Origin of the sequence: Streptomyces sp. NPDC002825 (assembly GCF_040295385.1) — a bacterium.
In the GTDB taxonomy this organism is placed as follows: domain Bacteria; phylum Actinomycetota; class Actinomycetes; order Streptomycetales; family Streptomycetaceae; genus Streptomyces.
The window spans coordinates 69,235-95,324 of the sequence record NZ_JBEOVH010000035.1 but is presented as its reverse complement, the minus strand read 5'-3'; the positions used below and the strand labels follow the sequence as shown (position 1 = coordinate 95,324).

General features: G+C 72.6%; 25 protein-coding genes and 1 pseudogene. 7 read left to right on the top strand and 19 right to left on the bottom strand.

All coding sequences use genetic code 11. The features are described from left to right. A pseudogene (locus tag ABT041_RS33110) lies at positions 1-122 on the bottom strand (acyl-CoA dehydrogenase); the annotation flags it as partial. A 125-nt stretch (positions 123-247) separates the two neighbouring features. Here ABT041_RS33110 and ABT041_RS33105 point away from each other — a divergent pair. Then, positions 248-1,573 carry a UDP-glucose dehydrogenase family protein gene (locus ABT041_RS33105; RefSeq protein WP_351191475.1) on the top strand — a complete coding sequence of 442 codons (1,326 nt, stop codon included), beginning with the start codon at positions 248-250 and terminating at the stop codon, positions 1,571-1,573. Positions 1,574-1,631: 58 nt separating this feature from the next. On the opposite strand, the gene ABT041_RS33100 is transcribed toward ABT041_RS33105, so the two are convergent. From ABT041_RS33100 to ABT041_RS33085, 4 genes are all read right to left on the bottom strand, one after another. Then, complete coding sequence (locus tag ABT041_RS33100; protein ID WP_351191473.1) at positions 1,632-2,549, bottom strand: membrane dipeptidase; 918 nt, start codon at positions 2,547-2,549, stop codon at positions 1,632-1,634. 168 nt (positions 2,550-2,717) lie between these two features. Then, positions 2,718-3,911 carry a dipeptidase gene (locus ABT041_RS33095; RefSeq protein ID WP_351191471.1) on the bottom strand — a complete coding sequence of 398 codons (1,194 nt, stop codon included), beginning with the start codon at positions 3,909-3,911 and terminating at the stop codon, positions 2,718-2,720. After that, positions 3,908-4,441 (bottom strand): 5-(carboxyamino)imidazole ribonucleotide mutase, encoded by a 534-nt coding sequence (gene purE / locus ABT041_RS33090; RefSeq protein ID WP_351191469.1) that lies wholly within the window; start codon positions 4,439-4,441, stop codon positions 3,908-3,910. The genes ABT041_RS33095 and purE overlap by 4 nt, the downstream gene beginning before the upstream one ends. Continuing rightward, the gene (locus tag ABT041_RS33085; RefSeq protein ID WP_502976645.1) at positions 4,438-5,721 is read right to left on the bottom strand and encodes a 5-(carboxyamino)imidazole ribonucleotide synthase; all 1,284 of its coding nucleotides are present in this window, start codon (positions 5,719-5,721) and stop codon (positions 4,438-4,440) included. The genes purE and ABT041_RS33085 overlap by 4 nt, the downstream gene beginning before the upstream one ends. 55 nt (positions 5,722-5,776) lie before the next feature. On the opposite strand from ABT041_RS33085, the gene ABT041_RS33080 reads away from it, so the two are divergent. Then, positions 5,777-6,292 carry a GtrA family protein gene (locus tag ABT041_RS33080; protein ID WP_351191465.1) on the top strand — a complete coding sequence of 172 codons (516 nt, stop codon included), beginning with the start codon at positions 5,777-5,779 and terminating at the stop codon, positions 6,290-6,292. A 15-nt stretch (positions 6,293-6,307) separates the two neighbouring features. Here the strand turns inward: ABT041_RS33080 and ABT041_RS33075 are convergent, their stop codons facing one another. Continuing rightward, positions 6,308-7,579: a sensor histidine kinase gene (locus ABT041_RS33075; RefSeq protein ID WP_351191463.1), complete on the bottom strand. Its 1,272-nt coding sequence runs from the start codon at positions 7,577-7,579 to the stop codon at positions 6,308-6,310. Between the two features lie 204 nt (positions 7,580-7,783). Continuing rightward, entirely contained in the window at positions 7,784-8,461 is a 678-nt protein-coding gene (locus ABT041_RS33070; RefSeq protein WP_041129540.1) for a response regulator transcription factor, read from the bottom strand. Positions 8,462-8,887: 426 nt separating this feature from the next. On the opposite strand from ABT041_RS33070, the gene ABT041_RS33065 reads away from it, so the two are divergent. Next, a complete protein-coding gene (locus tag ABT041_RS33065; RefSeq protein ID WP_351191460.1) occupies positions 8,888-10,426 on the top strand; it encodes a peptide MFS transporter in 1,539 nt (512 codons plus the stop codon). A 74-nt stretch (positions 10,427-10,500) separates the two neighbouring features. Here the strand turns inward: ABT041_RS33065 and ABT041_RS33060 are convergent, their stop codons facing one another. The 6 genes from ABT041_RS33060 to ABT041_RS33035 form a co-directional block, all read right to left on the bottom strand. Beyond that, positions 10,501-11,949, bottom strand: coding sequence for a hypothetical protein (locus ABT041_RS33060; protein ID WP_351191458.1), 1,449 nt, complete (start codon positions 11,947-11,949; stop codon positions 10,501-10,503). 14 nt (positions 11,950-11,963) lie between these two features. Next, on the bottom strand, positions 11,964-13,058 hold the full coding sequence (locus ABT041_RS33055; RefSeq protein ID WP_502976644.1) for a hypothetical protein: 1,095 nt from the start codon (positions 13,056-13,058) through the stop codon (positions 11,964-11,966). Further along, on the bottom strand, positions 13,055-13,897 hold the full coding sequence (locus tag ABT041_RS33050) for a COG1470 family protein (protein WP_351191456.1): 843 nt from the start codon (positions 13,895-13,897) through the stop codon (positions 13,055-13,057). The genes ABT041_RS33055 and ABT041_RS33050 overlap by 4 nt, the downstream gene beginning before the upstream one ends. Next, on the bottom strand, positions 13,897-14,589 hold the full coding sequence (locus ABT041_RS33045; RefSeq protein ID WP_351191483.1) for a peptidase: 693 nt from the start codon (positions 14,587-14,589) through the stop codon (positions 13,897-13,899). Before ABT041_RS33045 ends, ABT041_RS33050 begins: the two co-directional genes overlap by 1 nt. Positions 14,590-14,708: 119 nt before the next feature. After that, the gene (locus ABT041_RS33040; RefSeq protein ID WP_351191454.1) at positions 14,709-15,128 is read right to left on the bottom strand and encodes an ATP-binding protein; all 420 of its coding nucleotides are present in this window, start codon (positions 15,126-15,128) and stop codon (positions 14,709-14,711) included. A gap of 80 nt (positions 15,129-15,208) precedes the next feature. Then, a complete protein-coding gene (locus ABT041_RS33035) occupies positions 15,209-15,577 on the bottom strand; it encodes an STAS domain-containing protein (RefSeq protein ID WP_351191452.1) in 369 nt (122 codons plus the stop codon). A 223-nt stretch (positions 15,578-15,800) separates the two neighbouring features. On the opposite strand from ABT041_RS33035, the gene ABT041_RS33030 reads away from it, so the two are divergent. Next, positions 15,801-16,688 (top strand): RNA polymerase sigma factor SigF, encoded by an 888-nt coding sequence (locus ABT041_RS33030; RefSeq protein ID WP_351191450.1) that lies wholly within the window; start codon positions 15,801-15,803, stop codon positions 16,686-16,688. A 67-nt stretch (positions 16,689-16,755) separates the two neighbouring features. Here the strand turns inward: ABT041_RS33030 and ABT041_RS33025 are convergent, their stop codons facing one another. After that, positions 16,756-17,346 carry a hypothetical protein gene (locus tag ABT041_RS33025; protein WP_351191448.1) on the bottom strand — a complete coding sequence of 197 codons (591 nt, stop codon included), beginning with the start codon at positions 17,344-17,346 and terminating at the stop codon, positions 16,756-16,758. A 107-nt stretch (positions 17,347-17,453) separates the two neighbouring features. On the opposite strand from ABT041_RS33025, the gene ABT041_RS33020 reads away from it, so the two are divergent. Continuing rightward, positions 17,454-17,810 carry a hypothetical protein gene (locus ABT041_RS33020; protein ID WP_351191446.1) on the top strand — a complete coding sequence of 119 codons (357 nt, stop codon included), beginning with the start codon at positions 17,454-17,456 and terminating at the stop codon, positions 17,808-17,810. A gap of 6 nt (positions 17,811-17,816) precedes the next feature. Here the strand turns inward: ABT041_RS33020 and ABT041_RS33015 are convergent, their stop codons facing one another. From ABT041_RS33015 to hutU, 5 genes are all read right to left on the bottom strand, one after another. Then, complete coding sequence (locus ABT041_RS33015) at positions 17,817-18,425, bottom strand: HD domain-containing protein (RefSeq protein ID WP_351191444.1); 609 nt, start codon at positions 18,423-18,425, stop codon at positions 17,817-17,819. Between the two features lie 33 nt (positions 18,426-18,458). After that, positions 18,459-19,628, bottom strand: a complete 1,170-nt coding sequence (gene hutI / locus ABT041_RS33010; protein WP_351191442.1) for an imidazolonepropionase — start codon at positions 19,626-19,628, stop codon at positions 18,459-18,461. A gap of 81 nt (positions 19,629-19,709) precedes the next feature. Next, positions 19,710-21,074, bottom strand: a complete 1,365-nt coding sequence (locus ABT041_RS33005) for a formimidoylglutamate deiminase (protein ID WP_351191440.1) — start codon at positions 21,072-21,074, stop codon at positions 19,710-19,712. Then, entirely contained in the window at positions 21,065-22,261 is a 1,197-nt protein-coding gene (locus ABT041_RS33000; protein WP_351191481.1) for an allantoate amidohydrolase, read from the bottom strand. Before ABT041_RS33000 ends, ABT041_RS33005 begins: the two co-directional genes overlap by 10 nt. Before the next feature lie 86 nt (positions 22,262-22,347). After that, positions 22,348-24,012 carry a urocanate hydratase gene (hutU, locus tag ABT041_RS32995; RefSeq protein WP_351191438.1) on the bottom strand — a complete coding sequence of 555 codons (1,665 nt, stop codon included), beginning with the start codon at positions 24,010-24,012 and terminating at the stop codon, positions 22,348-22,350. A gap of 115 nt (positions 24,013-24,127) precedes the next feature. On the opposite strand from hutU, the gene ABT041_RS32990 reads away from it, so the two are divergent. After that, the gene (locus ABT041_RS32990; RefSeq protein ID WP_351191436.1) at positions 24,128-25,444 is read left to right on the top strand and encodes a type III PLP-dependent enzyme domain-containing protein; all 1,317 of its coding nucleotides are present in this window, start codon (positions 24,128-24,130) and stop codon (positions 25,442-25,444) included. Positions 25,445-25,476: 32 nt separating this feature from the next. Further along, positions 25,477-25,956 (top strand): SRPBCC family protein, encoded by a 480-nt coding sequence (locus tag ABT041_RS32985; protein WP_351191434.1) that lies wholly within the window; start codon positions 25,477-25,479, stop codon positions 25,954-25,956. The last annotated feature ends 134 nt before the right edge of the window (positions 25,957-26,090 follow it).

The window sequence follows — 26,090 nt, the reverse complement described above, 5'->3', positions numbered from 1 at the left end:
TCCTCGTCCACCGCCGCCGCGAACGGCACGATCTTCGCCTCCGCGAGGGCACGCACCGACTCCCGGAGCATGTCGTGCTCCTCGGAAGGCCGGTAAAGGTCGAAATCAGTCGAACCCGACACGCTCACTCACTCCCACACTGCTAACTACCGTTAAGTAACCCAAATGGTAGGGCGTGACCCGGCGCCGGACCAGGGCACGACTATGCTCGGGCAGGCATTCCGCCCGACGTTCCCTGGAGTCCCGCATGGCCCTCAAGATCACCGTGATCGGCACCGGCTACCTCGGCGCCACGCACGCCGCGGCCATGGCGGAGCTGGGCTTCGAGGTGCTCGGCCTGGACGTCGTCCCCGAGAAGATCGAGATGCTGTCCGCCGGACGCGTCCCCATGTTCGAGCCGGGCCTGGAGGATCTGCTCGCGAAGCACGTGGCCGGCATCGAGGGATCGAGCGGCCGGCTGCGCTTCACCACCTCCTGGGAGGAGGTCGGCGCCTTCGGCGACGTGCACTTCGTCTGCGTGAACACCCCGCAGAAGCACGGCGAGTACGCCTGCGACATGAGCTACGTCGACGCCGCCTTCACCTCCCTCGCCGCGGTCGTGCGCGAAGGGGCCCTGGTCGTCGGCAAGTCCACCGTCCCGGTCGGCTCGGCCGAGCGGCTCGCGGCGCTCCTCCCCGAGGGCGTCGAGCTCGCCTGGAACCCCGAGTTCCTGCGCGAGGGCTTCGCCGTCAACGACACCCTGCACCCGGACCGGATCGTCGTCGGCGTGCGCGGCGAGCGGGCCGAGAAGACGCTCCGCGAGGTGTACGCCGTACCGGTCGGCGAGGGCTCGCCGTTCGTCGTCACCGACTTCCCGACGGCCGAGCTCGTGAAGACGGCCGCGAACTCCTTCCTCGCCACCAAGATCTCCTTCATCAACGCGATGGCCGAGGTCTGCGAGGCCGCCGGCGGCGACGTCGCCAAGCTCGCCGAGGCCATCGGCCACGACGACCGCATCGGCGCCAAGTTCCTGCGCGCCGGCATCGGCTTCGGCGGCGGCTGCCTGCCCAAGGACATCCGGGCCTTCATGGCCCGCGCGGGCGAGCTGGGCGCCGACCAGGCGCTGACCTTCCTCCGCGAGATCGACTCGATCAACATGCGGCGGCGCGGCCAGATGGTGGAGATGGCCCGCGAGGCCCTCGGCGGGTCCACCTTCCTGGGCCGCCGGGTCGCCGTCCTCGGCGCCACCTTCAAGCCGGACTCCGACGACGTCCGCGACTCCCCCGCGCTCAACGTCGCCGGCCAGATACACCTCCAGGGCGGCCAGGTGACCGTCTACGACCCGAAGGGCATGGAGAACGCCCGCAGGGTCTTCCCGACCCTCGGCTACGCGGACTCGGCCCTGGAGGCCGTGCGCGGGGCGGACGTGGTCCTGCACCTGACCGAGTGGCGCGAGTTCCGCGAGCTCGACCCGGCCGAGCTCGCCGCGGTCGCCGCCACCCGCGTGATCCTCGACGGCCGCAACGCCCTCGACGGCGAGCGGTGGCGGGCGGCCGGCTGGACGTACCGGGCGATGGGCCGCCCGACGGCCTGAGACGACGACGGAGGGGGCGCACCGCCAGGCGGTGCGCCCCCTCCGTCGTCACGTACGGTCAGGCCGCCGCCGGGCGGATCCTGTTCGTCCGGGACAGGAACTCCGTCTGCCGCAGCGCCCGGGTCGCGTCGGCGTGCGCGAGGCCGACGAGTTCCAGGGCCGGCCAGCCCCGGCGGAGCAGCTCCGCGAAGAGCGGCACATAGCCGGTGTCCGGGGCGGTGGTGTGGGAGATGCCCACGCGGTGCGGGCCCGCCTGCGCCCGTACCCGGTCGAGGACGTCGGCGACGGCGGCCGGGTCCTCGGTGACCGTGACCATGAGGACGGCGCCGTTCTCACCGAGGAGGCGCAGGACGTCGTCCGGCAGGGTCTCCGGCTCGGCCCGGGTCAGCAGCGCGGGGGCGCGGGTGACGGCGAGGACGCGGCGGACCGTGTCCTGGTCGGCGCCGGAGAGGTCCACGGCCAGGCCGATGCGGTTCATCTCCCGTACGGCGTCGCGGGCGAAGCGGTCGAAGCGGGTCAGGTTCACGGCCCGTACGCCCAGGGCGTGGTAGGCACGCAGGGTGGCCGCGGAGCCGCCGAGCGCCGTCCAGCTGACCGGGCCGAGCAGGGCGGCGACACGGCCGCAGTTGCGGGCGTGGGCCAGCTCGGAGGTGGTGTACGCGAGGCGCAGGTCCTCGGGGCAGGCGGCGACGAGGGCGCGGACGGAGTCGATCCGCCGCAGGGTCCCGATGACACCCTCCTCCATCTCCGTGTGCAGGGACCAGAGTTGGGCCCCGGCCTCCGCGCTGCGGACGGGCGGCAGGTCCTCGGGATCGAGGGACTCGGGGAGTTCGGCGTGGCCCTCGGTGACGGGCTGGGCGGTGAGGAGGGCCCTGGCTCGTGCCGTCTCGTCGAGCGGCGGAGGTGGCTCCGGGGCGGCGGGCACGGTCGGGAGGGGGGACGTGGGGGTGGGGTGGACGTCTAGCAGTTCCGCCATGGTCTTACTCCGAACTCGGCGATGCAGTACCGCCCCGCCGAGTGCGGCGGGGCAGTACCGACAACCGTGCCACCGGCCCCGCCGGGGGGCTCGGTGGGCTACGCCGACGGAGTGAGCCGGGTCACGGCGTGTCGAGGACACCTCGACCGTGCCGTTCGGTGAGCCGGGTCACGGCGTGTCGGCCTCGATCGTGGCGTTCGACGGGGCCGTACGGCTCCTCAGGTCGCGGGAGACCGCCTCCGCGTCCCGCAGCGCGCGGACCGCGTTGGACCAGGTCAGCTTGGCGAGGTCCGCGTGGGACCAGCCGCGGTGCAGCAGCTCCGCGATCAGGTTCGGATAGCCGGCGACGTCGTCGAGACCGGCCGGGGTGAAGGCCGTTCCGTCGTAGTCGCCGCCGATGCCGATGTGGTCGATGCCGGCGGCCTCGCGCATGTGGTCGAGGTGGTCGGCGACCGTGGCGGCGGTGGCGATCGGGCGCGGGTTCTCCGCCTCGAAGGCGCGGTGCAGCCTCATCGCCTCGGCGGTGGTGTCGAGGTGGTCGAAGCCGTGCGCCCGGAGGTTCTCGTCCGCCCGCGCGGTCCACTCGACGGCCGCGGGGAGGATGAACTTGGGCACGAACGTCGCCATCGCGACACCGCCGTTGGCGGGCAGCCGCTCCAGGACGTCGTCCGGGACGTTCCGCGGGTGGTCGCAGACCGCGAGGGACGAGGAGTGCGAGAAGATCACCGGCGCCGCCGTCGCGTCGAGCGCGTCCCGCATCGTCGTCGCGGCGACGTGCGAGAGGTCGACGAGCATGCCGGAGCGGTTCATCTCGCGGACGACCTGCCGGCCGAAGGCGGAGAGACCGCCGACGCCGGGCTCGTCGGTCGCCGAGTCCGCCCAGTCGTTGTTGTCGTTGTGCGTGAGCGTCATGTACCGCACGCCCAGGGCGTGCAGCGCGCGCAGGGTGGCGAGCGAGTTGTTGATCGAGTGGCCGCCCTCGGCGCCCTTGAGCGAGGCGATACGGCCCTGCTTCCGGGCCGCCTCCATGTCGTCCGCCGTCAGCGCCGGGGCGAGGTCGGAGGCGTACCGGTCGAGGAGCTGGTCGACGATGTCGATCTGCTCCAGCGTCGCGCTGACCGCGTCGTCGCCGGCCAGCCGGCAGGGCACGTACACCGACCAGAACTGGGCACCGACACCGCCGGCCCGCAGCCTGGCGAGGTCGGTGTGGAGCGCGCCGGTCTGGTCCGCCCCGATGTCCATCCGGTCCAGGTCGTAGCGCACGTGCTCGCGCAGCGCCCAGGGGAGGTCGTTGTGGCCGTCGACCACGGGGTGGCCCGCGAGCAGCTCGCGGGCCTCCTCCAGACGGTCGGCCGCGCTCACTTGGCGAAGCCGAAGGACGCCGCGCCCTCGACCTTGGCCCGGAGCCGCTTGCCCTTCTCCGTGGCCTGGTCGTTGAGCTCCTGCAGGAACTCGGTCATCCGGGCGCGGAGGTCGGCGTCGCTCGCGGCGAGGATCCGGGCGGCGAGCAGGCCCGCGTTCCGCGCGCCGGCGACGGAGACCGTGGCGACGGGGATGCCGGCCGGCATCTGCACGATGGAGAGCAGCGAGTCCATGCCGTCGAGGTACTTCAGCGGCACCGGCACGCCGATGACGGGCAGCGGGGTGACGGAGGCGAGCATGCCGGGCAGGTGGGCGGCGCCACCCGCGCCCGCGATGATCGCCTGGAGGCCGCGGTCCGCCGCCTCCTCGCCGTACGCGATCATCTCGCGCGGCATCCGGTGCGCGGAGAGGACGTTCACCTCGTACGGGATCTCGAACTCGTCGAGGGCCTGCGCGGCGGCCTCCATGACGGTCCAGTCGGAGTCGGACCCCATGGCGATGCCGACGACGGGGGCGGTGGCGGTGCTCATTCGGTGATGGTTCCTCGCAGATAGCCGGCGGCGTGACGGGCGCGCTCCAGCACGTCGTCGAGGTCGTCGCCGTAGGTGTTGACGTGGCCCACCTTGCGACCGGGCTTCACGTCCTTGCCGTACATGTGGATCTTGAGCTGCGGGTCCCTGGCCATGCAGTGCAGATACGCGGAGTACATGTCCGGGTAGTCGCCGCCCAGGACATTGCACATCACGGTCCACGTCGCGCGCGGGCGCGGATCGCCGAGGGGCAGGTCGAGAACCGCCCGGACGTGGTTGGCGAACTGCGAGGTGATCGCCCCGTCCTGGGTCCAGTGGCCGGAGTTGTGCGGGCGCATCGCCAGTTCGTTGACGAGGATGCGGCCGTCCGTGGTCTGGAACAGCTCGACGGCGAGGTGGCCGACGACGTTCAGCTCCTTGGCGATCCGCAGGGCCAGCTCCTGGGCCTGCCCCGCCAGCTCGCCGTCGAGGCCGGGCGCGGGCGCGATGACCGTGTCGCAGACGCCGTCGACCTGACGGGACTCGACGACCGGATAGGCGACGGCCTGGCCGTGCGGGGAGCGGACGATGTTCGCCGCGAGCTCGCGGACGAAGTCGACCTTCTCCTCGGCGAGGACCTCGACCCCGGCGAGGAAGGGGTCGCGGGCGTCCTCGGGCGTGCGGACGAACCAGACGCCCTTGCCGTCGTAGCCGCCGCGCACGGTCTTGAGGATGATCGGGAAGCCGCCGACCTCGTCCGCGAAGGCCGCGGCGTCGGCCGGGTCGGCGACGATGCGGTGCCGGGGGCTCGGCGCGCCGATCTCGTCGAGCTTGGCGCGCATCACCCCCTTGTCCTGCGCGTGCACGAGGGCCTCACGGCCCGGACGGATCACGACGCCGTCCGCCTCCAGGGCGGCCAGGTGATCGGCGGGGACGTGCTCGTGATCGAAGGTGATCACGTCGCAGCCGCGCGCGAAGTCACGCAGCGTGTCCAGGTCGCGGTAGTCGCCGATGACGACCTCGCTCACCACCTGGGCCGCGGAGTCCTGCGGGGTGTCGCTGAGGAGCTTGAACTTGATACCGAGGGGGATACCCGCCTCGTGGGTCATACGGGCGAGTTGCCCGCCACCGACCATGCCTACTACGGGGAACGTCACCCTCTTAGGGTATCCGCACCATCGGGGAACACTCGTCCGGCTGTGCTTTGGCACAAGCGCAACACGGGCGGGACCCCGGTGAGGCACGGGTTCTCCACGGGTTTGCGAGCTACACAGGCGGGTGACAGGGGGGCTGGTTAGCATGGTCTGGTTGACGTCGCCCGGACGTCATCCGGACGGACGGGACAGAGCGATCACCATGAGTGAACCCGGCGCGCTGCGCATGCGACTCGAGGCGCTCTTCCGCGAGGTCGCCAAGTTCGGCGCGGTCGGCGCGGTCGGGGTTCTGGTGGACCTCGGCGTGTTCAACCTCGTGCGCCACTTCTCGGACCTGCCGGTCGTACGGGCGAGTGTCATCGCCACCGTGGTCGCGATCGTCTTCAACTACCTGGGCTTCCGGTACTTCACCTACCGGGACCGGGACAAGAGCAGCCGCGCCAAGGAGCTCTCCCTCTTCCTGGTCTTCAGCCTGGTCGGCCTGGTGATCCAGAACGGTCTGCTGTACGCGGCGACGTACGGCTTCGGCTGGGACACCCCGCTGCAGAGCAACTTCTTCAAGTTCTTCGGCATCGGCGTCGCGACGCTGTTCCGCTTCTGGTCCTACCGCACGTGGGTGTTCCGGGCGCTGCCGGCGAAGGAGGCGGTGCAGACCGCCGAATCGTTCCTGGAGCAGGCCCCGCGGCAGGCGACCCGCCGCCAGCCCGACCGCGTCTGATTCCTTCGGGGCCGCTTACCGCACGGGGCGCTCCTGCGGCGCCTCCGCGACGCTCCTGACCTCCCGGCTCAGGAAGAGCGCGAAGACCGGCGGCTGCTGCTGGAGCAGCTCCAGACGGCCGCCGTCCGCCTCTGCCAGGTCCCGGGCCACCGCGAGGCCGATCCCGGTCGAGCTGCGGCCGCTCACGGCCCGCTCGAAGATCCGCGCGCCGAGGTCGGCGGGGACGCCCGGGCCCTCGTCGGTGACCTCGATCACCGACTGGTTGCCGGTGACGCGGGTGCGCAGGGCGACCGTGCCGCCGCCGTGCATGAGCGAGTTCTCGATCAGGGCGGCGAGGACCTGGGCGACCGCGCCCGGGGTGCCGACCGCCCGCATCCCCTGCTTCCCGGAGTGCACGATGGCCCTCCCCGCGCTGCGGTAGGCCGGGCGCCACTCCTCGATCTGCTGCTTGACGACCTCGTCCAGGTCGAAGGCGACGGCGGAGCCGGTGCGGGGGTCCCGCGCGTTCGTCAGGAGCCGCTCGACGACGTCGGTCAGCCGCTCGACCTGGGTCAGTGCGATCGTCGCCTCCTCCTTGACCGTGTCCAGGTCGTCGGCGAGGGCGACCTCCTCCAGGCGCATGGAGAGCGCGGTGAGGGGCGTACGGAGCTGGTGGGAGGCGTCGGCGGCGAGCCGGCGTTCGGCGGTGAGCATCCGGGCGATGCGCTCGGCGGAGGCGTCGAGGACGTCCGCGACCCGGTCCAGCTCGGGCACCCCGTACCGCTTGTGCCGGGGCCGCGGGTCGCCGGAGCCGAGGCGCTCGGCGGTCTCGGCGAGGTCGGTCAGCGGCGACGCCAGCTTGTTCGCCTGCCGTACGGCGAGGAGGACCGCGGCCACGACCGCGAGCAGGGCCACCGCGCCGATGATCAGCAGGGTGCGGCCGACCTCGGCGGTCACCGTGGAGCGGGACTCCTCGACGATCACGGTCTCGCCGCGCTCGCCCTCCGCGAGGCCCCGGATGACCTCGCCCTCGGGGCGGACGCCGATCTCGATGGTGTCGCGGCCGGGGATGCGGATCTGGGCGTACCGCTTGGCGATGCTCTGCTCGGCGAGGATGTCCGGGTTGACCGGCTCGCCTCCGATCAGCCGGCTGTCGACGATCGAGACGATCCGCAGCGCCTCCGAGTCCACGCTCTCCTGGGCGCTGCTGGAGATGGTGCGGCTCTCGACGATGACGAGGGAGACGCCGAAGACGCCGATGACGACGAGGACGACGGCGAGCGTGGAGTTGATCAGGCGGCGGCGCACGGTGCCCTCCGGGCGGGGTACGGGTTTGCGCTGCCGAGCCTACGGGCCGCCTGGGCTTTCGGGCGCGGGCTCAGGCGCGGAAGCCCGGGCCCGGCAGCGGGCGCCGTCCCGCGTGCCCACCCTCCCCCAAGCTCTCGGCTTCGCTCGAGCAGGGGGGACCCCCATCGCCCCAGCGGAACGATTGCCCACACGGGGGGTGGGAGCTCAGCTCTTCTCGAAGCGGAAGCCGACGCCTCGGACCGTGGCGATGTAGCGCGGGTTCGCCGCGTCGTCGCCGAGCTTCTTGCGCAGCCAGGAGATGTGCATGTCCAGGGTCTTGGTGGAGGACCACCACGTGGTGTCCCAGACCTCGCGCATCAGCTGGTCGCGGGTGACGACCCGGCCGGCGTCCCGGACCAGGACCCGGAGCAGGTCGAACTCCTTCGCCGTGAGCTGCAGCTCCTCGTCGCCCATCCAGGCCCGGTGGGACTCGACGTCGATCCGTACTCCGTGGGTCGCGGGGGCGGCGGCGGGCTCGGTGGAGCCGCGCCGGAGCAGGGCCCGGACCCGGGCGAGGAGCTCGGCGAGCCGGAAGGGCTTGGTGACGTAGTCGTCGGCGCCCGCGTCGAGCCCGACGACGGTGTCGACCTCGTCCGCGCGGGCGGTGAGGACCAGGATCGGGACCGTGTGGCCTTCGGCGCGCAGCCGCCGGGCGACTTCGAGGCCGTCCATGCCGGGCAGGCCCAGGTCGAGCACGACCAGGTCGACTCCGCCCTGGAGACCGGCGTCGAGGGCGGTGGGGCCGTCCTCGCGGACCTCGACCTCGTACCCCTCTCTCCGCAGGGCGCGGGCCAGCGGTTCCGAGATGGATGCGTCGTCCTCGGCGAGCAGTACACGGGTCATGGGGTGATGGTAGTCCGCACGGCGCCCGGGCCGGGGCGGGATCCGAGGGGCCCGCACGAACCCTGTGGATCTTGTGGGTATCCAGCAGATGACCTTCGAATGATCGCGTGCGGTTCCTTCGTCACCTGTGATCCATCTCTCAAGTCCTTCCATATCCGGCACTGTCGTGTCGTATGGTGGCGAGACGTCAGTAGCGGTAATCGGGGACCTTTGGCCAGCTTCGTGCGCCAAGGTCCTCTTTCTGCGTGAGGTCGGCTCAGCCGAACCTTGAGACGGTGAATGACCTGTGGGCCGGGTCCCGGGACGCGACAACGCGGTCTCCGGGGCGTGGATCCCGGTGGAGTCACTCGATTCCCCCGGTGCCGGCCTCCCCCACCGGGCGCACCACGCTCACAAGGCGTGCGTCCCGACAGAGCAAGGATCGACATGGCGTCCAGCCTGACGACGGCTTCCTCCGGCTCCGGAGGTTCCGCCGGGACCACTGGTTCCGAGAAGACGTTCTTCGGCCACCCCCGTGGTCTGGCCACCCTCTTCATGACCGAGATGTGGGAGCGTTTCTCCTACTACGGCATGAGGGCCCTTCTGGTTCTGTACCTGGTCTCCGGCGGCGCGGACGCCGCGACCGGCAGCCAGGGTGGCGGCCTCGCCATGACCGCGGCGACGGCGACGGCGATCTACTCCGTCTACGTCTCGATGGTCTACCTGATGGCCATGCCCGGCGGCTGGTTCGGCGACCGCGTCTGGGGCGCCCGCAAGACCGTCACCATCGCCGGCTTTGTGATCATGGCCGGTCACGCCTCGCTGGCCATCCCCGGCCAGGCGATGTTCTTCGTCGGCCTGGCGCTCGTCGCCGCCGGCTCCGGTCTGCTGAAGGCCAACATCTCCACGATGGTCGGCCACCTCTACGACGGCCCGGACGACCCGCGCCGTGACGGTGGCTTCACGCTCTTCTACGTCGGCATCAACCTCGGTGCGTTCCTCGCCCCGCTGGTCATCGGCACCGTCGGCGAGAGCTACAACTGGCACATGGGCTTCCTGCTCGCGGCCATCGGCATGGCCATCGGTCTGGGCCAGTTCCTGTTCGGCACCAAGCACCTGAGCGAGAAGAGCAGCGTGGTCCCGAACCCGCTGTCCGACGCCGAGCGCAAGTCGGTCCTCGTGAAGGTCTGCGCCACGATCGCCGTCGTCGCCGTCTTCTACGGCATCGTCATCGCCGCCGGCATGTACACCCTGAACTGGGCGCTCGTCCCGATCACCCTCGCCGGTCTGCTCATCCCGATCGCCGTCATCGTCCGCATCAAGCGCGACAAGGACCTCGACAAGGCCGAGCAGTCCAAGGTCAGCGGCTACATCTGGTTCTTCGTGGCCGCGGCCGTCTTCTGGATGATCTACGACCAGGGCGGCTCGACCCTGTCCCTCTTCGCGGACAGCAAGACCACCGACCACATCGGTCCGCTGAGCTTCCCGGCCACCTGGTTCCAGTCGCTCAACCCGCTCTTCGTCATGGCGCTGGCTCCGGTCTTCGCCTGGCTGTGGCTGTGGCTCGCCCGCCGCAACCAGGAGCCGAGCACCATCGTGAAGTTCTCGCTGGGCCTGGTGGGCATCGGCATCTCGTTCTTCGTCTTCCTGGCCCCGATCGGCCTGGCCACCGGCGACACCAAGGTCAGCCCGATGTGGCTGGTCGGGATCTACTTCATCCAGACCGTCGCCGAACTGTGCCTGTCCCCGGTCGGCCTCTCCGTCACCACGAAGATGGCGCCGCAGAAGTACGCCTCGCAGATGCTGGGTGTCTGGTTCCTCGCCGTCACCGCCGGTGACTGCACCACGGGTCTGCTCTCCCTCGCGGGCGTGGACCTGAACGGCACCGGGATCATCGCGCTGCAGGCCGTGGCCGTCACGGTCGCCGCCGTCGCGGTCTTCATGTACCGCAAGAAGGTCAAGGCGCTCATGGGCGACGTCCACTGACGTCACCCGCCCCGCACGGAGGGCCCGTCGCACCGCACCGGTGCGACGGGCCCTCCGTCGTTCCTCACCACGCCTCAGCGCCTGAGGCGTGCCCAGGGGGTGAAGGTGAAGACCGCGCCGCCGACCAGGATGATCGTGCCCGCGACGAGGCCGAGGGCGCGCAGGGCGCCGTCGTTCTCGGCGCCGGTGTGGGCGAGGTTTCCGCCGTCGGAACCACCGGAGGCCGAGCTCGTGCCCGCGGTCGTACCGCCGTCGGAGCCGCCGGAGGCGCCGCCGGCCTGCTTGCTGGTGTCCAGTTCGAGGGAGGCCTGGACGGCGCCCTTGACCTGGCAGGGGATGACGATCGGCGAACCGCCCAGCGAGACGCTGATGGTGAGCGCGCCCGGGCTGAGGGTGGACTTGCCCGTCGCCCCCGGTGTGTACGTGCCCTTCATGTCGGGCAGGTCGACCGGCTTGCCCGCCTCCAGGGGGGCCGCGTTGGCCGGGCCGGTGACCTTCACCGTTCCGCTGTCGGCACCGCCGAGCTTGACGGCCATGGACGGCTTGAGGGCGCCGGCCGGCAGGGCGGCCGGGCTGTTCATGACGCCCTTGGCGGTCTTGACCGTGAGGTCGTAGCCGTTGCCGTTCTTCTTGGCGTCGATCGTCACCTTGGAGGCGATCGAGGCGGGGCCGGGGGCCTGGCAGGAGAACTGGACCGAGACCTGCTTGCCGGGGAAGTCGGTCTGCCCGCCGGAGCCACCTGAGCTTCCACCGGAGGCGGTGGTGCCGCCCGACGTGGAACTCGTACCGCCCGAAGTGGAACTCGTACCGCCGGACGTGGTCGTACCGCCGGACGTCGTGCTCGTACCGCCGGACGTGGTCGTCGTACCGCCGGAGGTCGAGGAACCACCCGACGCCGAGGAGCCGCCCGACGCCGTCGAACCGCCCGACGCCGTCGAACCACCGGACGTGCTGCTGCCGCCCGACGTCGTCGTACCGCCCCCGGACGTCGACGAGCCGTCCGTCACCTTGATCGTCGCGCCGACCGGGACCGTCTCCTTCGGGGAGCACTTGGTGTCCGTCGACAGGGGCTTGGAGACGTTGATCGTGTACTTGCCGGGCGTCAGCGTGATCTCGCCCGCCTTGTCCAGCTTCAGCTTCCCCTTCATGTCGGGGAGGACCATCGGGCTGTTCTTGGGGATCGGCGGGTTCTGCCGCGGCCCCTCCATCGCGACGGTCCCGCTCCCCGCGCCGCCCACGGTGAGGACACCGGTCGGCTTCACCGTGTCCTTCTCCAGGTCGAGCACGTCGGGGTTCTTCGAGGCGGCCTGGACCGTCTTCCAGACGATCTCGACCTCGTCGCCGACCTTGGCCTCCGCGGGCGCGGTGATCAGCACCTTCGTGGTGCCCTGCACCGGCGGGAGCCCCGAGATCGACGGCGGGATGCACTCCGTCGCGTAACTCACCTCGGCGGCCTGGGCGGGGCCGGCGGCATACAGGATCCCCGCGCCGCCGAGCATCAGCGCGACCCCGGCCGCGCTCATCCTCCGTTGCGTCCTCACGCTTGTCCCTTCGTCGTGGTCGGGCTGCTGCTCTCTGGCGCTGACGGTGCGGAGTCAGGGCTGAACCACGGCAGGGCCGCGGTCGTCTCGCCGTCCCCCGGAGCGGGGGCGGAAGCGGGTGTACGGGCCGGGGCGCGCCGACGCGGGCGCGCCCTCGTCCGGGTCCTGGGGGCGCCGCCCCGGCCGGCCCCGGAAGCGGGCCGCGCGCGGTCGACCACGGCCATGCCGATCCGGAACAGCGCGGCCGGCACCACGACGGCGAGGAGCACCCAGAAGAGCGTCACGCCCCAGGGACGGCCGACGCCCCACGGCTGCTCGACGAGGACCTTGCCCGCGTACTTCACGGAGACCTGGTAGTCGCCGTGGGCGCCGGCCGTGAGCTCGGCGGGGAGCCGGATCAGGGCCTTCTTGCCGGGTTCGATCGTGCCGCGCCACTGCCGTTCCTCGTACTGGGGCGCGAAGACGCCGTGGCTGGTGCCGACCTGGAAGACGGGGTCCTTGACGGGGGCCGGGCCGAGGTTGCCGACGGTGAAGACGACCTCGCGGCGCGGGGGCGCGCCGAACCAGACGAGGAGGCCGCTGGAGCCGTCGAGTCGTACGGCGGCGAGGACGGCGAGGCGGCCGTCGCCGGAGGGCTCGGGGAGCGGGGCGACGGGGTGCCCGGCGACGGTGAACTCCTTGTCGACGGCGTCCTGTTGTCCGGTGACTCCGGCGACGTGCACCACGCAGGGGCAGGGCTTGGGCGGTTCGGCGACGGGGAGCTTCGCGCTGAACGCGCCCCGGCTGTCAACGGTGGCCGCCCGGCCCTCGGTGTTGGCGCAGGAGTTGGTGCCGCCGATGACGCCCTTGCCGGGGGCGCCCTGACCGCAGATCAGGAGCATGAGCAGCGCGCCGGGTTTCCAGCCGCTGCCGCCGACGGTGATCTCGCCTCCTTTGCCGCCCTCGGCCGCGGAGAGCTCGACCACCGGTCCCGGGGCCGCCGTCGCCGCGGGGGCGGTGGGCAGCAGGACGAGGGCGAGGGCGGCGAGGAGTGCGGCGGCCGTACGGATCGTCCTCATGGTGTCGCTCCCGCCGGGGCTCGTCGTCCTCATGGTGTCGCTCCCGCCGGGTCTCGCCGGGTACGGGACGTGCTGCGCCGCCGGGCCGCGTACCCGGCGCCGCCCGCCGCCGCCAGGAGTAGTCCGGCCGTGCCGGCGAGGGCGGGGCCCGAGGCGAAGGAGGCCTCGGCGCGGGCGGTGGCGGGGGCGGCGCCCGGTGCGGTGGCCGTCAGCCGGACGGTGACGGAGTCGAGGGCGGGCGGGTCGGGCCAGGGTTCGGTGCGGGTGGCCCGCTCGCCGGGGCGGAGGGTGAGCGGCAGGGGGCGGTCCGGTCGGTCGAGGACGGTGCCGAGGAGGCCCTCGGCGCGGACCGCGAGGCGCGGGGCGAGGACGGTGGTGCCGCGGTTGACCAGGGTGTAGCGGACGGCGCCCCCGGCCACGTGGACGTCCTCGACGGTGAGCGCGGCGAGTCGCGGTCCGCTGACCCGTAGCCGCAGGTCGACGCTGACCTCCCGGCCGGCGGCCACGGCCCGTACGGTGCCGCGGTGTTCACCGGGCGGGGTGTCGGCGGTGACGGTCACGGCGAAGGGCACGTCGGCGCGGGTGCGGGCGGGCACGGTCACGGACCGCGCGGCGAAGGACACCGGGGCGCCCCGGCCGGTGAGGCGGACGGTGAGCGGCGCGGTGCCGGGGTTGGTGACGGACAGGGTGTCCTGGAGGACGCTGCCGGGCGGGCCCTCCAGGTAGGCGTACGGCCGTCCGGCGGCGGGCGCCGCCGTCCACTCCCGGGCGGCGGGGGGCGCCGCCGCGACCGCGCCGAGGACGGCGGCCGCGGCGGTGACGAGCCCGGCGCGGGCGGCCGTCCGGCGCCCGGGCTGCGCCGCCGTACGCATCAACGTGCCGTGCGCCGCGTGAGCCAGAGGACTCCGGCGGCGCCGGTCAGCAGGACGGTGCCGCCGAGGGTGCCGAGCGCCAGGGCGGAGTCGAGCGGGCCCGTCTTGGGCAGCTGGTCGTCGGCACCCGAGTCGCCGTCGTCGGCGGCGGGCGGCGGGGTGTCGGAGCCGCCCGAGACCCCGCTGACCTGGAGTTCGAGCGAGGGCTTCGGGTTGTTCTTCGGGGTGCAGACGGCCGCGTCCATCCCGAGGGCGTGCACGGTGAGGACGCCCGCCGTGAAGGTGACCTTGCCGTTCTTCTTCGGGGTGAACGTGCCGGTCAGCGTGCCGATCCTGATCGGGGTGTCGGGCGGGATGGCGGCCGTGTTGGGCGTGCCCTTCACCTTCACCGTGCCGCTCGCGTCGCCGCCGAGGACGAGCTCGGCGCGCGGGGTCATGACGCCCTTGGGGAGCTCGACCGGGCTGTCGGAGACGCCCTTCTCGAACGACATCGTGATGGTGTACGAGCTGCCGTTCTTGACGGCCTTGATGTCGACGGGCGAGACGGCGCTCTTGGGCCCGATCTTCGTCTCGCAGGCGTAGTCGACGTCGACGACGGCCGCGTGGGCGGCCGGCGCTCCGGCCAGCACGGTCGCGCCCGCCACCGCGACCGCGGCCGTGAGCGCGGCGGTCGTTCTCCTCCGGTTCGGCACCTTGGACACCCCGAGCACCCCTCACCGCAACGTAACTGACGGTCTTTCAGATTGGCCGTCAAGGTACGCCGGGGGCCCTGAGGAGGGAAGGCAGGGGAACCGGTGAAGTTGTGAAAGTCCTAGGCGGGTGCGGCCAGTTCGGCCCAGACCGTCTTGCCGGGGGCTCCCGGGGTGCGGTCGATGCCCCAGTCGAGGCAGAGGCGCTGCACGATGAACATCCCGTGGCCGCCCGGGCGTCCGGAGCGGTGCGGGGTGCGGGGGGCGGGCTGTCCGGCGCCGCGGTCGGTGACTTCGAGGCGCAGGGCGCGGGGCAGGCGCAGGACGCGGAGCCGTTCGGGGCCCTCGGCGTGCAGGCAGGCGTTGGTGACGAGCTCCGAGACGACGAGCAGGACGTCCTCGGCGGCGGCCCTGCGGTCGGCGGTGGCGGCCGGGAGCCAGCCCCACTCGTGGAGCGCCGAGCGCGTGAAGTCGCGCGCCAGCGGCACGGTGCCGCTGGTCTCGCCGAGGGCGAGCGTCCGGACGTCGGAAGCCTGGTCCATCAACGCTTCACCTCACCGATCGACGGGACATGGGGACAGGACGTACGGGCGGAGCCGCCCCGCGGCGTATGACGTGGGTCTCAGCCGGGGAGTGCCGTGGCGAGCGTCTCGTGGACGGTGAAGACGGCGTCCGCGCCCGTGATCTGGAACACCCTGGCCACCGCGGGCCGCATCCCCACCAGATGGACGCCGCCGCCGGCGGCGTCCGCCCTCAGCCGGGCGCCCAGCAGCACGTTGAGCCCGGTCGAATCGCAGAACTCCAGGCCCGAGCAGTCGACGACGAGCCGTGCGCGGCCCGCGTCGAGGGCGGTGTCCAGCGGGGCGCGCAGCAGTTCGGCGGTGTGGTGATCGAGCTCACCGACGGGCGTGAGGAGGGCGCTCCCGGCGACGTCGCGGACCTCGACCCGCAGCCGCGCGGGCGGCGCGCTGCCGATGTGTTCGCGGTCCATGGCGGTGCCTCTTCTCGCTGTCGCGGATGCCGACTGACGTGCCTCGAACCCTACAAGCGTGGCGCCCTCCGATGCACACGAGGTACTTCTCATATCGACACGAAACGGATTATTGCCACTTGCAACCATCAGGGTCGAGCGGGTAGGGCTAGAAGGGCAACGTCCGACCCGGCCGGCTTTGGAGGCGCCGCAAACCGCAGCGAGAAGAACCCGAAGGAGACCCATGTCACCCCGGCTCGACGCCCCGCGTACCCCCGACGCGCCGTCGGCAGCAGTCCCCCTCCCTCCCGTGGTCCATCTGCCCGAACGGCTGCTCGACACACCGCTCGACCGGATCGGACCGGTCGACGCGCGTGCCCTGTCGAAGCAGCTCTTCGCCCGGCTCTCCGAGCTGGAGGAGGGCACCCACGAGTACGCGTACGTCCGCAACACCCTGGTCGAACTCAACCTCGCCCTGGTCCGGTTCGCCGCCGCACGGTTCGGCACCCGCAGCGAACCGATGGAGGACATCGTCCAGGTCGGCACGATCGGCCTCATCAAGGCGATCGACCGCTTCGAACTGGCCCGCGGCGTCGAGTTCCCGACGTTCGCGATGCCGACGATCATCGGCGAGATCAAGCGCTTCTTCCGCGACACCTCGTGGTCCGTGCACGTGCCGCGCAGACTCCAGGAGCTCCGGCTCGACCTCGCCAGGGCCGGTGACGCGCTCGCGCAGCGGCTCGACCGCGCGCCGACCGTCGCCGAGCTCGCCGAGGAGCTCGGCATCCGCCCGGAGGAGGTCGTCGAGGGCATGGCCGCGAGCAACGCGTACACCGCGACCTCGCTCGACGCGCAGCCCGACGAGGAGGACGGCGTCGGCGGCGAGGCCGCGCTCGTCGACCGGCTCGGCTACGAGGACAACGGGCTCACCGGGATCGAGTACATCGCCTCCCTCAAGCCGATGATCGCCTCGCTGCCGGCGCGCGAACGGCAGATCCTCTCCCTGCGCTTCGTCTCCGGCCTCACCCAGTCGGAGATCGGCGCGGAGCTCGGCATCTCGCAGATGCACGTGTCGCGCCTGCTGGCCCGCACCCTGGGCCGGCTGCGCCGGGGGCTGACGCTGGAGGAGTGACGGCCACCACGGCCGTGCCACGGGCCCGTTCACGGTCGGTCGACCCTGGACGGGCCCTCTCTGTGGCCTACCAGCCGATCTGTACGTCTCCGACGACCTCGCCGTCGACGAGGGCGGCGAGCTTCCGGGCGCGGGGGAGGTCGCCCCACTTGTCGACGTGCACGAAGACGGTGTGGTGCGGGGTCCGGGCGTCGATCTGGGCCTGGTCCCCGTGCAGGACCAGCTGGACCCCGTCGTACTTGTCGAAGCCGGGCCGGTCCGTCTCCGGGTCGTCCGGCCAGCGGCCGCGCCACCAGATGTCGGCGGTGCCGTCGCCGACGGCCCGGACGAGCTCGGCGCCGACGGCCGGGGCGGGCACCTCGGCGGAGAGGAACAACGGCAGTTCGGCGCGGATCTCCTCGTCCCCGGCGGTGTCGAGGTCGAGCGCGCAGCAGACGTACTGCCCGGTCACGGGGTCCCGCTCGACCTCCACCCGGTCGACGTCCGCCCCCGGCAGCAGCCCCGCGACCCGCCGCGCCTCCTCGACGGTACGGACCTCCACGTCGACGTACACCTCGTCCTGGACCCGCTCGAGCAGCGCGACGAGCCGCCGCGCCCGCGCGTGCGCCTCGTCGGCGTCGGTGGTCGTGAAGACGGCGTAGGCCCGCGAATGTCCCATGCCTCCACGCTCGCACGGCTCGCGGCCCGTCGCGTAATCAATTGGCGGCAGTCACAGGCCCGTCGATACCGTCGAGCTCCCCGACCTCACGCAGAGAGCGAACCATCATGACCGCCCGCACCGGCCCGACGACGACCCTGTGGCGCCCCACCGGCCCCGTCGAGCTGGAGCTCGTACGGGAGTCGGGATGGCGCGCCTGGCCGCCGCGGCTGCCGGAGCAGCCGATCTTCTACCCGGTGCTGAACGAGGAGTACGCGGTGCGGATCGCGCGCGACTGGAACGTGAAGCACAACGGCGCCGGCTACGTGACGCGCTTCGAGGTCGACACGGAGTTCCTCCGCAGGTACCCGGTCCAGCAGGCGGGCGGCCGGACGATCCTGGAACTGTGGGTCCCGGCGGAGGAGTTGGACGAGTTCAACGCACACATCGTGGGCGAGATCGAGGTCGTCCACGAGTTCCGGTGACCGGGGCTAGGGTGCCGGCCGGGTCGTCGTGAACGACGCCTGGTAGGCGAGGCGGTGGTCCGCGCCGGCGCCAAGGTCTTCGAGCAGCTCGTCGAAGGCGAGGAACTCCTCCCAGCGAGGCCTGCCGGTCGCCTCGGTCAGCCGGGCCACGACGAGGTCCTCCAGTGCGGGGACCCGCTTGTTCTTCCAGACCTTGTCGGCCGTGCTGACCAGGAGGTCCTCCAGAGTGACCCCCGGGTCCGTCCACATGGCGTGGGTGGCCGCGAAGCGGGCCAGCTCCGGGGCGATCCCGTGGGCCACGAGGAGCTCCCTCCCCGCCTCCTCGTGGAGGGAGCCGGGTCCGGAGAGTTCGGCGGGGTGCACCACCTTGCCGATGTCGTGGGTCGCCGCCCCGAACAGGACGGCTTCCCGGTCGACGGCCAGGCCGGCACAGTGCCCCTCCGCCCAGGTGACCAGCTGCCGCGCCACGTCGTGGACCGCGCGCAGGTGCGCGGCCAGTCGCGGCGGCGCGGCCAGGGCGCACAATAGGTCCGCCACCGCCTGCGGGAGCGGGTGAAGTGGCGGGTCCGGGGGATCGTGCAGCGCTCGGGACAGTTCGTCGTCTGACGGTCGCATCGGGTCAGGCTACGGGGTGGCCCGGCCCACGGTTCAGACCGCGCGGACGCCCTTCCGCCAGACCTCCGCGATCAGCGGCACGCCCGGCCGGTAGGCCAGGTGGACGTGGGAGGGGGCGTCGAGGATCGTCAGGTCCGCCCGCGCGCCGACGTTCAGGTGGCCGACGTCGGTGCGGCGGAGGGCCGCCGCGCCGCCTGCCGTGGCCGACCAGAGGGCCTCGTCGGGGGTCATCAGCATGTCGCGGACGGCGAGGGCGATGCAGAAGGGCATCGAGGAGGTGAAGGAGGAGCCCGGGTTGCAGTCCGTGGACAGGGCCACGGTGACGCCCACGTCGATCAGGCGGCGGGCGTCCGGCCATTCGGCCCGGGTGGAGAACTCGGCGCCGGGGAGCAGCGTCGCGACCGTGTTGCCCTGGGCGAGGGCGTCGATGTCGGCGTTGGTGAGGTGGGTGCAGTGGTCGGCGCTCGCCGCGTCCAGCTCCACCGCCAGCTGCACACCGGGGCCGTAGGACAGCTGGTTGGCGTGGACGCGGGCCTGCAGGCCCTTCGCCTGGCCGGCCTTGAGGATCGCGCGCGCCTGGTCGCCGTCGAAGGCGCCCTTCTCGCAGAAGACGTCCACCCAACGGGCGTACGGGGCACAGGCGTCCAGCATCTCGCCGGTCACCAGCTTCACGTACCCGGCCGGGTCGTCGGCGTAGTCGGGCGACACGATGTGCGCGCCGAGGTAGGTGACCTCGTCCGTGTGCTCCGAGGCGATGCGCAGGGCGCGGGCCTCGTCCTCGACGGTGAGGCCGTAGCCCGACTTGGTCTCGAAGGTGGTGGTGCCCTGGCGCAGGGCCTCCCACATGTACTTGGCCACGTTCGCCGACAGCTCGGCGTCGCTCGCCGCACGGGTCGCCGCGACGGTCGTGCGGATGCCGCCCGCCTTGTAGGGCTGGCCCGACATCCGGGCGTTGAACTCCGCGGTGCGGTCGCCTGCGAAGACGAGGTGCGAGTGGGAGTCCACGAAGCCGGGGATGACGGCGCGGCCGGCCGCGTCCACGGCCTGGTCCGCCGCCGGGGCCTGCGCCGCCGGCCCCGCCCAGGCGACGCGCTCGTCCTCCAGGACCAGGGCCGCGTCCTCGATCAGGCCGAGGGGGCCCTCGCCGAGGGTGGGGTCGTTCGTTACCAGGCTGCCGATGTTCGTGATCAGCGTCGTCGTCATGTCGCTCTCCGGTGGGGGCGGGCGGTTCGGGTGCGGGCCGGCGGGCCGGGTGTGCCCACCCGCCCGCAACCGGCGGCGGCGTCAGCTTCTGAGCGCGGCGATCGCGGTCGCCAGGGCCTCGCCCACGTTCGGTACGGCGACGTGGACGCCGTCCTCGACGATCGTCCGGCCGCCCACCACCACGTGGTGCACGTCCGCCGCCGTCGCCGCGAAGACCGCCGTCTCGGCCGCCAGGCGCGGGACCGGGCCGGCCGTGCGGACCGAGTCGAGGGTGATCGTCGTGAAGTCGGCGAGCGCGCCGGCCTCCAGGACGCCCGCGTCGGTCCAGCCGAGGGCCGCGTGGCCGTCGGCGGTCGCCGCGCGGAGCAGCGCCGCCGCCGTCCAGTGGCCGCGGGTGCGGGTGCGCAGGCGCTCGTTCAGCTCCATCGCCCGGGCCTCTTCGAGGAGGTCGATGACGGCGTGGCTGTCGCTGCCGAGGGAGAGCGGGGAGCCGGCCCGCTGGAGGGCGACGGCCGGGCCGATGCCGTCCGCGAGGTCCCGCTCGGTCGTCGGGCACATGCAGGTGCCGGTCGAGGACCCGCCGATGAGCGCGATGTCCTCGTCCGTCATGTGGGTGTTGTGGACGCCCGTCGTCCGCGCGCCGAGGACGCCGTGCTCCGCCAGGAGCCGCGTGGGCGTCATGCCGTGGGCCGCGAGGCAGGCCTCGTTCTCCGCGGTCTGCTCCGAGAGGTGGACGTGCAGGGGGGCCTGGCGTGCCTCCGCCCACTGGGCGACCGTCGAGAGCTGGTCGGCCGGGACCGCTCGTACGGAGTGGATCGCCGCCCCGATGCGTACGCCGTCCCGGTCCTTGAGGGCCGAGACCCGCTGGGCCCACTGCTCGGCAGTGCCGTCGGTGAAGCGGAGCTGGTGCTGCTCGGGGGCGGCGCCGAAGCCGGAGGAGAGGTACGCGGTGTCGAGGAGGGTGATGCGGATGCCCGCCTCGGCGGCCGCCGCGATCAGGGCCTCGCCCATGGCGTTGGGGTCGGCGTACGGGCTGCCGCCGGGCGCGTGGTGCAGGTAGTGGAACTCGCCGACGGAGGTGATGCCGGCGAGCGCCATCTCCGCGTACACCGCGCGGGCGAGCGCGAAGTAGCTGTCGGGGGTGAGGCGCTGGGCGACGGCGTACATGACCTCGCGCCAGGTCCAGAACGTGCCGCTGCCGACCTGGACGGTGCCGCGCAGGGCGCGGTGGAAGGCGTGCGAGTGGGCGTTGGCCAGGCCGGGGATCGTCAGGCCGCGGAGGACGACGGCGCCCGGGGGCGGGACCTCGACGCCCGTGCGTACGGCGCTGATCCGGCCGTCGGAAGTGCCCGCGGCGGAGCCGCTGATGGACACGGTCAGGGCCACGCCCGGCTCGACGTCGGTGTCGAGCCAGGCGTGTTCCAGCCAGTACGTCGTCAGCGGCACGCCAGCTCCTCCAGTACGTCGGCGAGTGCGAGGACCCCGGCCACGCAGTCGTCCTCGGCCGCGAACTCGGCCGGGGAGTGCGAGACGCCGGTGGGGTTCCGTACGAACAGCATGGCGGTCGGGATCGACTCGGACAGGATGCCCGCGTCGTGTCCCGCGCCGGTGCCGAGGACCGGCACCTTGCCCGTGGTGCCCAGGATGCGGGAGAGCTCGTCGCGCAGGGCGTGCGAGAACTCCACGACCGGGGTGTAGGACTCCTGGACGACGTCGAGGTCGATTCCGTGGCGTTCGGCGTAGGCGCGGGCCTCCGCCTCGACGCCGGCGACGACCTTGTCGAGGGAGCCCTGGTCGGCGGCGCGGGCGTCGAGCCAGCCGCGGACCATCGACGGGATGGCGTTGACGCCGTTCGGCTCGACCGCGATCTTGCCGAAGGTGGCGACGGCGCCCGCGAGTTCGGCCTCGCGGCGGGCCGCGAGGACGGTCTCGGCGTACGTGAGCATGGGGTCGCGCCGGTCGACCAGACGGGTGGTGCCCGCGTGGTTGGCCTCGCCGGCGAAGTCGTACCGCCAGCGGCCGTGCGGCCAGATGGAGGACGCGATGCCGACGGGGTCGCCGGAGAGGTCGAGGGCGCGGCCCTGTTCGACGTGGAGCTCGACGAAGGCGCCGATGCGGGCGAGCCGCTCGGGGTCCGCGCCGATCCCGGAGGGGTCGTGGCCGGCCGCCTCCATGGCCTGCGGGAGGCTGATGCCGTCGGCGTCGCGGAGCTCGTAGGCCTGCTCCTTCGTCAGCCGTCCCGCGGTGAGGCGGGAGCCGACGCAGGCGAGGCCGAAGCGGGCTCCTTCCTCGTCGCCGAAGTTGACGATGGCGAGGGGCCGCTTGAACGAGACGCCGCGGGCGCGGAGTTCGTCGAGGGCGGCGAAGGAGGACACGACGCCGAGGGGGCCGTCGAAGGCGCCGCCGTCGGGGACGGAGTCCAGGTGGGAGCCGGTGACGACGGCGTCGCCGGCCGTGGGGTCGCCGAGCCAGGCCCACTGGTTGCCGTTGCGGTCGGTCTCGACGTCCAGGCGGCGGGCCTCGGCCTGCATGCGGAACCAGAGCCGGCAGTCGGCGTCGGCGGCCGTCCAGGCGTAGCGGCGGTAGCCGCCGGTGGCGGCGTTGCGGCCGATTCCGTGGAGGCTGCTCCACATGGCGTGGAACGAGGGGGAGCTCCCCCGCCCCGCCGAGGCGGCCCGGGCGGAGCCGCGGGGCGCCTCGGCGGCGTCGTGGGAGGAGGTCACGCGGAGTCACCCTCGCGCATCGGGACGCGGACGCCCTTCTCGTCGGCGACGCGCTCGGCGATGTCGTAGCCGGCGTCGACGTGGCGGATGACGCCCATGCCCGGGTCGTTGGTGAGCACGCGGCGGATCTTCTCGCCGGCGAGCTTGGTGCCGTCGGCGACGGAGACCTGGCCGGCGTGGATGGAGCGGCCCATGCCGACGCCGCCGCCGTGGTGGATGGAGACCCAGGAGGCGCCGGAGGCGACGTTCACCATGGCGTTGAGCAGCGGCCAGTCGGCGATGGCGTCGGAGCCGTCGAGCATGGCCTCGGTCTCGCGGTACGGGGAGGCGACGGAGCCGCAGTCGAGGTGGTCGCGGCCGATCGCGAGGGGGGCGGCGAGGGTGCCGTCGGCGACCATGTCGTTGAACATGTCGCCGGCCTTGTCGCGCTCGCCCTGGCCGAGCCAGCAGATGCGGGCGGGCAGGCCCTGGAAGTGGACCTTCTCGCCGGCCATCTTGATCCAGCGGTGCAGGGACTCGTTCTCCGGGAAGAGGTCGAGGATCGCCTTGTCCGTCTTGTGGATGTCGGAGGCCTCGCCGGAGAGGGCGGCCCAGCGGAACGGGCCCTTGCCCTCGCAGAACAGCGGGCGGATGTAGGCCGGGACGAAGCCGGGGAAGGCGAAGGCGCGGTCGTAGCCGGCGAGCTGGGCCTCGCCGCGGATCGAGTTGCCGTAGTCGAAGACCTCGGCGCCGGCGTCCATGAAGCCGACCATGGCCTCGACGTGCTTCGCCATCGACTCGCGGGAGCGCTGGGTGAAGCCGGCCGGGTCCTTGGCGGCCGCGTCGGCCATGTCCTCGAAGGCGACGCCGACCGGGAGGTACGACAGCGGGTCGTGGGCCGAGGTCTGGTCGGTCACGATGTCGATGGGGGCGCCCTCGGCGAGCATCTGCGGGAGCAGCTCGGCGGCGTTGCCGAGGAGGCCGATGGAGAGCGGACGGCGGGCGTCGCGGGCCTCGACGGCGAGCTGGAGGGCGTGGGCCAGGTTGTCGGCCTTGACGTCCAGGTAGCGGTGCTCGATGCGGCGCTCGATGGCGCGCGGGTCGACGTCGATGCAGATGGCGACGCCGTCGTTCATCGTCACGGCGAGGGGCTGGGCGCCGCCCATGCCGCCGAGGCCGGCGGTGAGGGTGATGGTGCCGGCCAGGGTGCCGTTGAACTTCTTCGCGGCGACGGCGGCGAAGGTCTCGTAGGTGCCCTGGAGGATGCCCTGGGTGCCGATGTAGATCCAGGAGCCGGCCGTCATCTGGCCGTACATGGTGAGGCCGAGCTGCTCCAGGCGGCGGAACTCCTCCCAGTTCGCCCAGTCGCCGACCAGGTTGGAGTTGGCGAGGAGGACGCGGGGGGCCCACTCGTGGGTCTGCATGACGCCGACGGGGCGGCCGGACTGGACGAGCATCGTCTCGTCCTGCTTGAGGGTGCGCAGGGTGCGGACCATGGCGTCGAAGGAGCGCCAGTCGCGGGCGGCCTTGCCGGTGCCGCCGTAGACGACGAGCTTGTCGGGGTGCTCGGCGACCTCGGGGTCGAGGTTGTTCTGGAGCATCCGGAGGGCGGCTTCCTGCTGCCATCCCAGGGCGCTCAGTTCCGTACCGCGGGCTGCTCGGACGGGGCGGGGTCCTGACATGGGGGGTGCCTCCTCGAATGTCGTTCAGATATTCACATCTTGGCTCGCTGAATAGTCTTAGTCAACAGGGCATACCGGCCACACCGCGGACGGGGCATCGACGAGACTGGGCCGCATGGCCTCCTCCCGTCGCGATCTCGCCGTCCGAGCCACCGTCGATCAAGGACTCCTCTCGCCCGCCGAACCGGTCGTCGCGCTCCTCGACACCGCCGGCATCCGCGCCTCCGCCACCGCCCTGACCAGTGCTTTCGCCGCCGTCACCGACGCCCACGTGCTGCACGCCTTCGCCGTGAAGGCCACCCCGCTCGTCCCCGTCCTGCGCCTGCTCCACGAGGCCGGCCTCGGCGCCGAGGTCGCCAGCCCCGGCGAGCTGGCCCTCGCCCGCGCCGCCGGGATCCCGCCCGCGCGGACCGTCCTCGACTCCCCCGCCAAGACCCCGGCCGAGCTCCGCCAGGCCCTCGCGCTCGGGATCGCCGTCAACGCCGACAGCCTCCAGGAGCTGGCCCGCCTCGACGCGCTCGTCGCCTCCGCCCCCACCGCCTCACCGCTCGGCCTCCGGGTGAACCCGCAGGTCGGAGCCGGCTCCATCGGCGCGCTCTCGACCGCGACCGCCACCTCCAAATTCGGCGTGACGCTCCGCGACGAAGGCGCCCGCAAGACCGTCGTCCAGGCCTGCCTGGAACGCCCCTGGCTGACCCGGCTGCACACCCACACCGGCTCGCAGGGCATTCCTCTCGCCCTCATGGCCCAGGCCGTCGGGGAGGTGTACGTGCTCGCCGAGGAGGTCAACCGGGCGGCCGGGCGGCAGCAGATCGACACCCTCGACATCGGCGGCGGCCTCCCGGTGAACTTCGCCTCCGACGAGGAGACCCCGACGTACGCGGAGTACGCCCGGCTGCTCGCCGACACCGTCCCCGGCCTCTTCGACGGCCGCTACCGGCTCGTCACCGAGTTCGGGCGCTCCCTGCTCGCCAAGCACGGCACGGTCCTCGCCCGCGTGGAGTACACGAAGACCTCCGGCGGTCGCCCCATCGCCGTCACCCACGCGGGCGTGCAGCTGGCCACCCGTACGGTCTACGCCCCCGAGGCCTGGCCGCTGCGCGTCCTCGCGTACGACTCCGAGGGCCGGCCCCGCACCGACGACGTCACCGTCCAGGACGTGGCGGGCCCCGCCTGCTTCGCCGGGGACCTGCTCGCCACGGGCCGCGCGCTGCCGCTGCTGCACCCCGGGGACGTCGTGGCGGTCCCGGACACCGGCGCGTACTACTTCGCCCACCACTACGCCTACAACAGCCTGCGCCGGCCCGGGATCCACGGCTTCACCGTCGACGACGACGGGGCGGTGACCTTCGCGACCGTGCGCGAGGCCCAGACGCTCGACGAGATCGTCGCCGAGGCGGGCGGCGCGCGGGCGGACGCGCTGGTCAGGTAGCGGGGGCGAGGCGGCCCGGCTTCCATGGAGCCATGACTGGAACGGGTACGGACACCACCTCCGTCGTGGTCGAGCGCCGGGTCGCCGCCTCCCCGGGGCGGGTCTGGGAGGCGATCACCGACCTGCGGGACATGCCCCGGGTCCTCTCCGGCGTCGACCGGGTGCAGGTGCTCACCGAGGGCGGCTTCGGCGTGGGCACGCGCTGGCGCGAGACCCGGCGGATGCTGGGCAAGGAGGCCACCGAGGAGATGACCGTGACCGAGTGCGAGCCGCCCGACCGGTACGTCACGGTCGCCGACTCGCACGGCATGCACTACGTCTCCGAGCTCACCCTCACCCCCGACGGCGCCGGGTCCACCACCCTGCGGATGGCCTTCTCCGCGCGCCCCGCCGGCGGCCGCGCCCCCGGGCCGGTCGCCCGGCTGCTCGCCCGCTTCGGGGCGAAGGCGGTCTCGAAGGCGCTCACGAAGGACCTGTCCGACATCGCGCACGCGGTGGAGTCCCGCGGCTGAGCGCCCGACCGAAGATCTCTTCGGATCAATTCGCGTCAGACAGCGGCATGTTCCGATGGAAAATGCCAGAACGCCTCCCCGGGGCACGAACGTTCAGTAGCGTCACCGTCACTGCCGCACGTTCGCACGCCGCA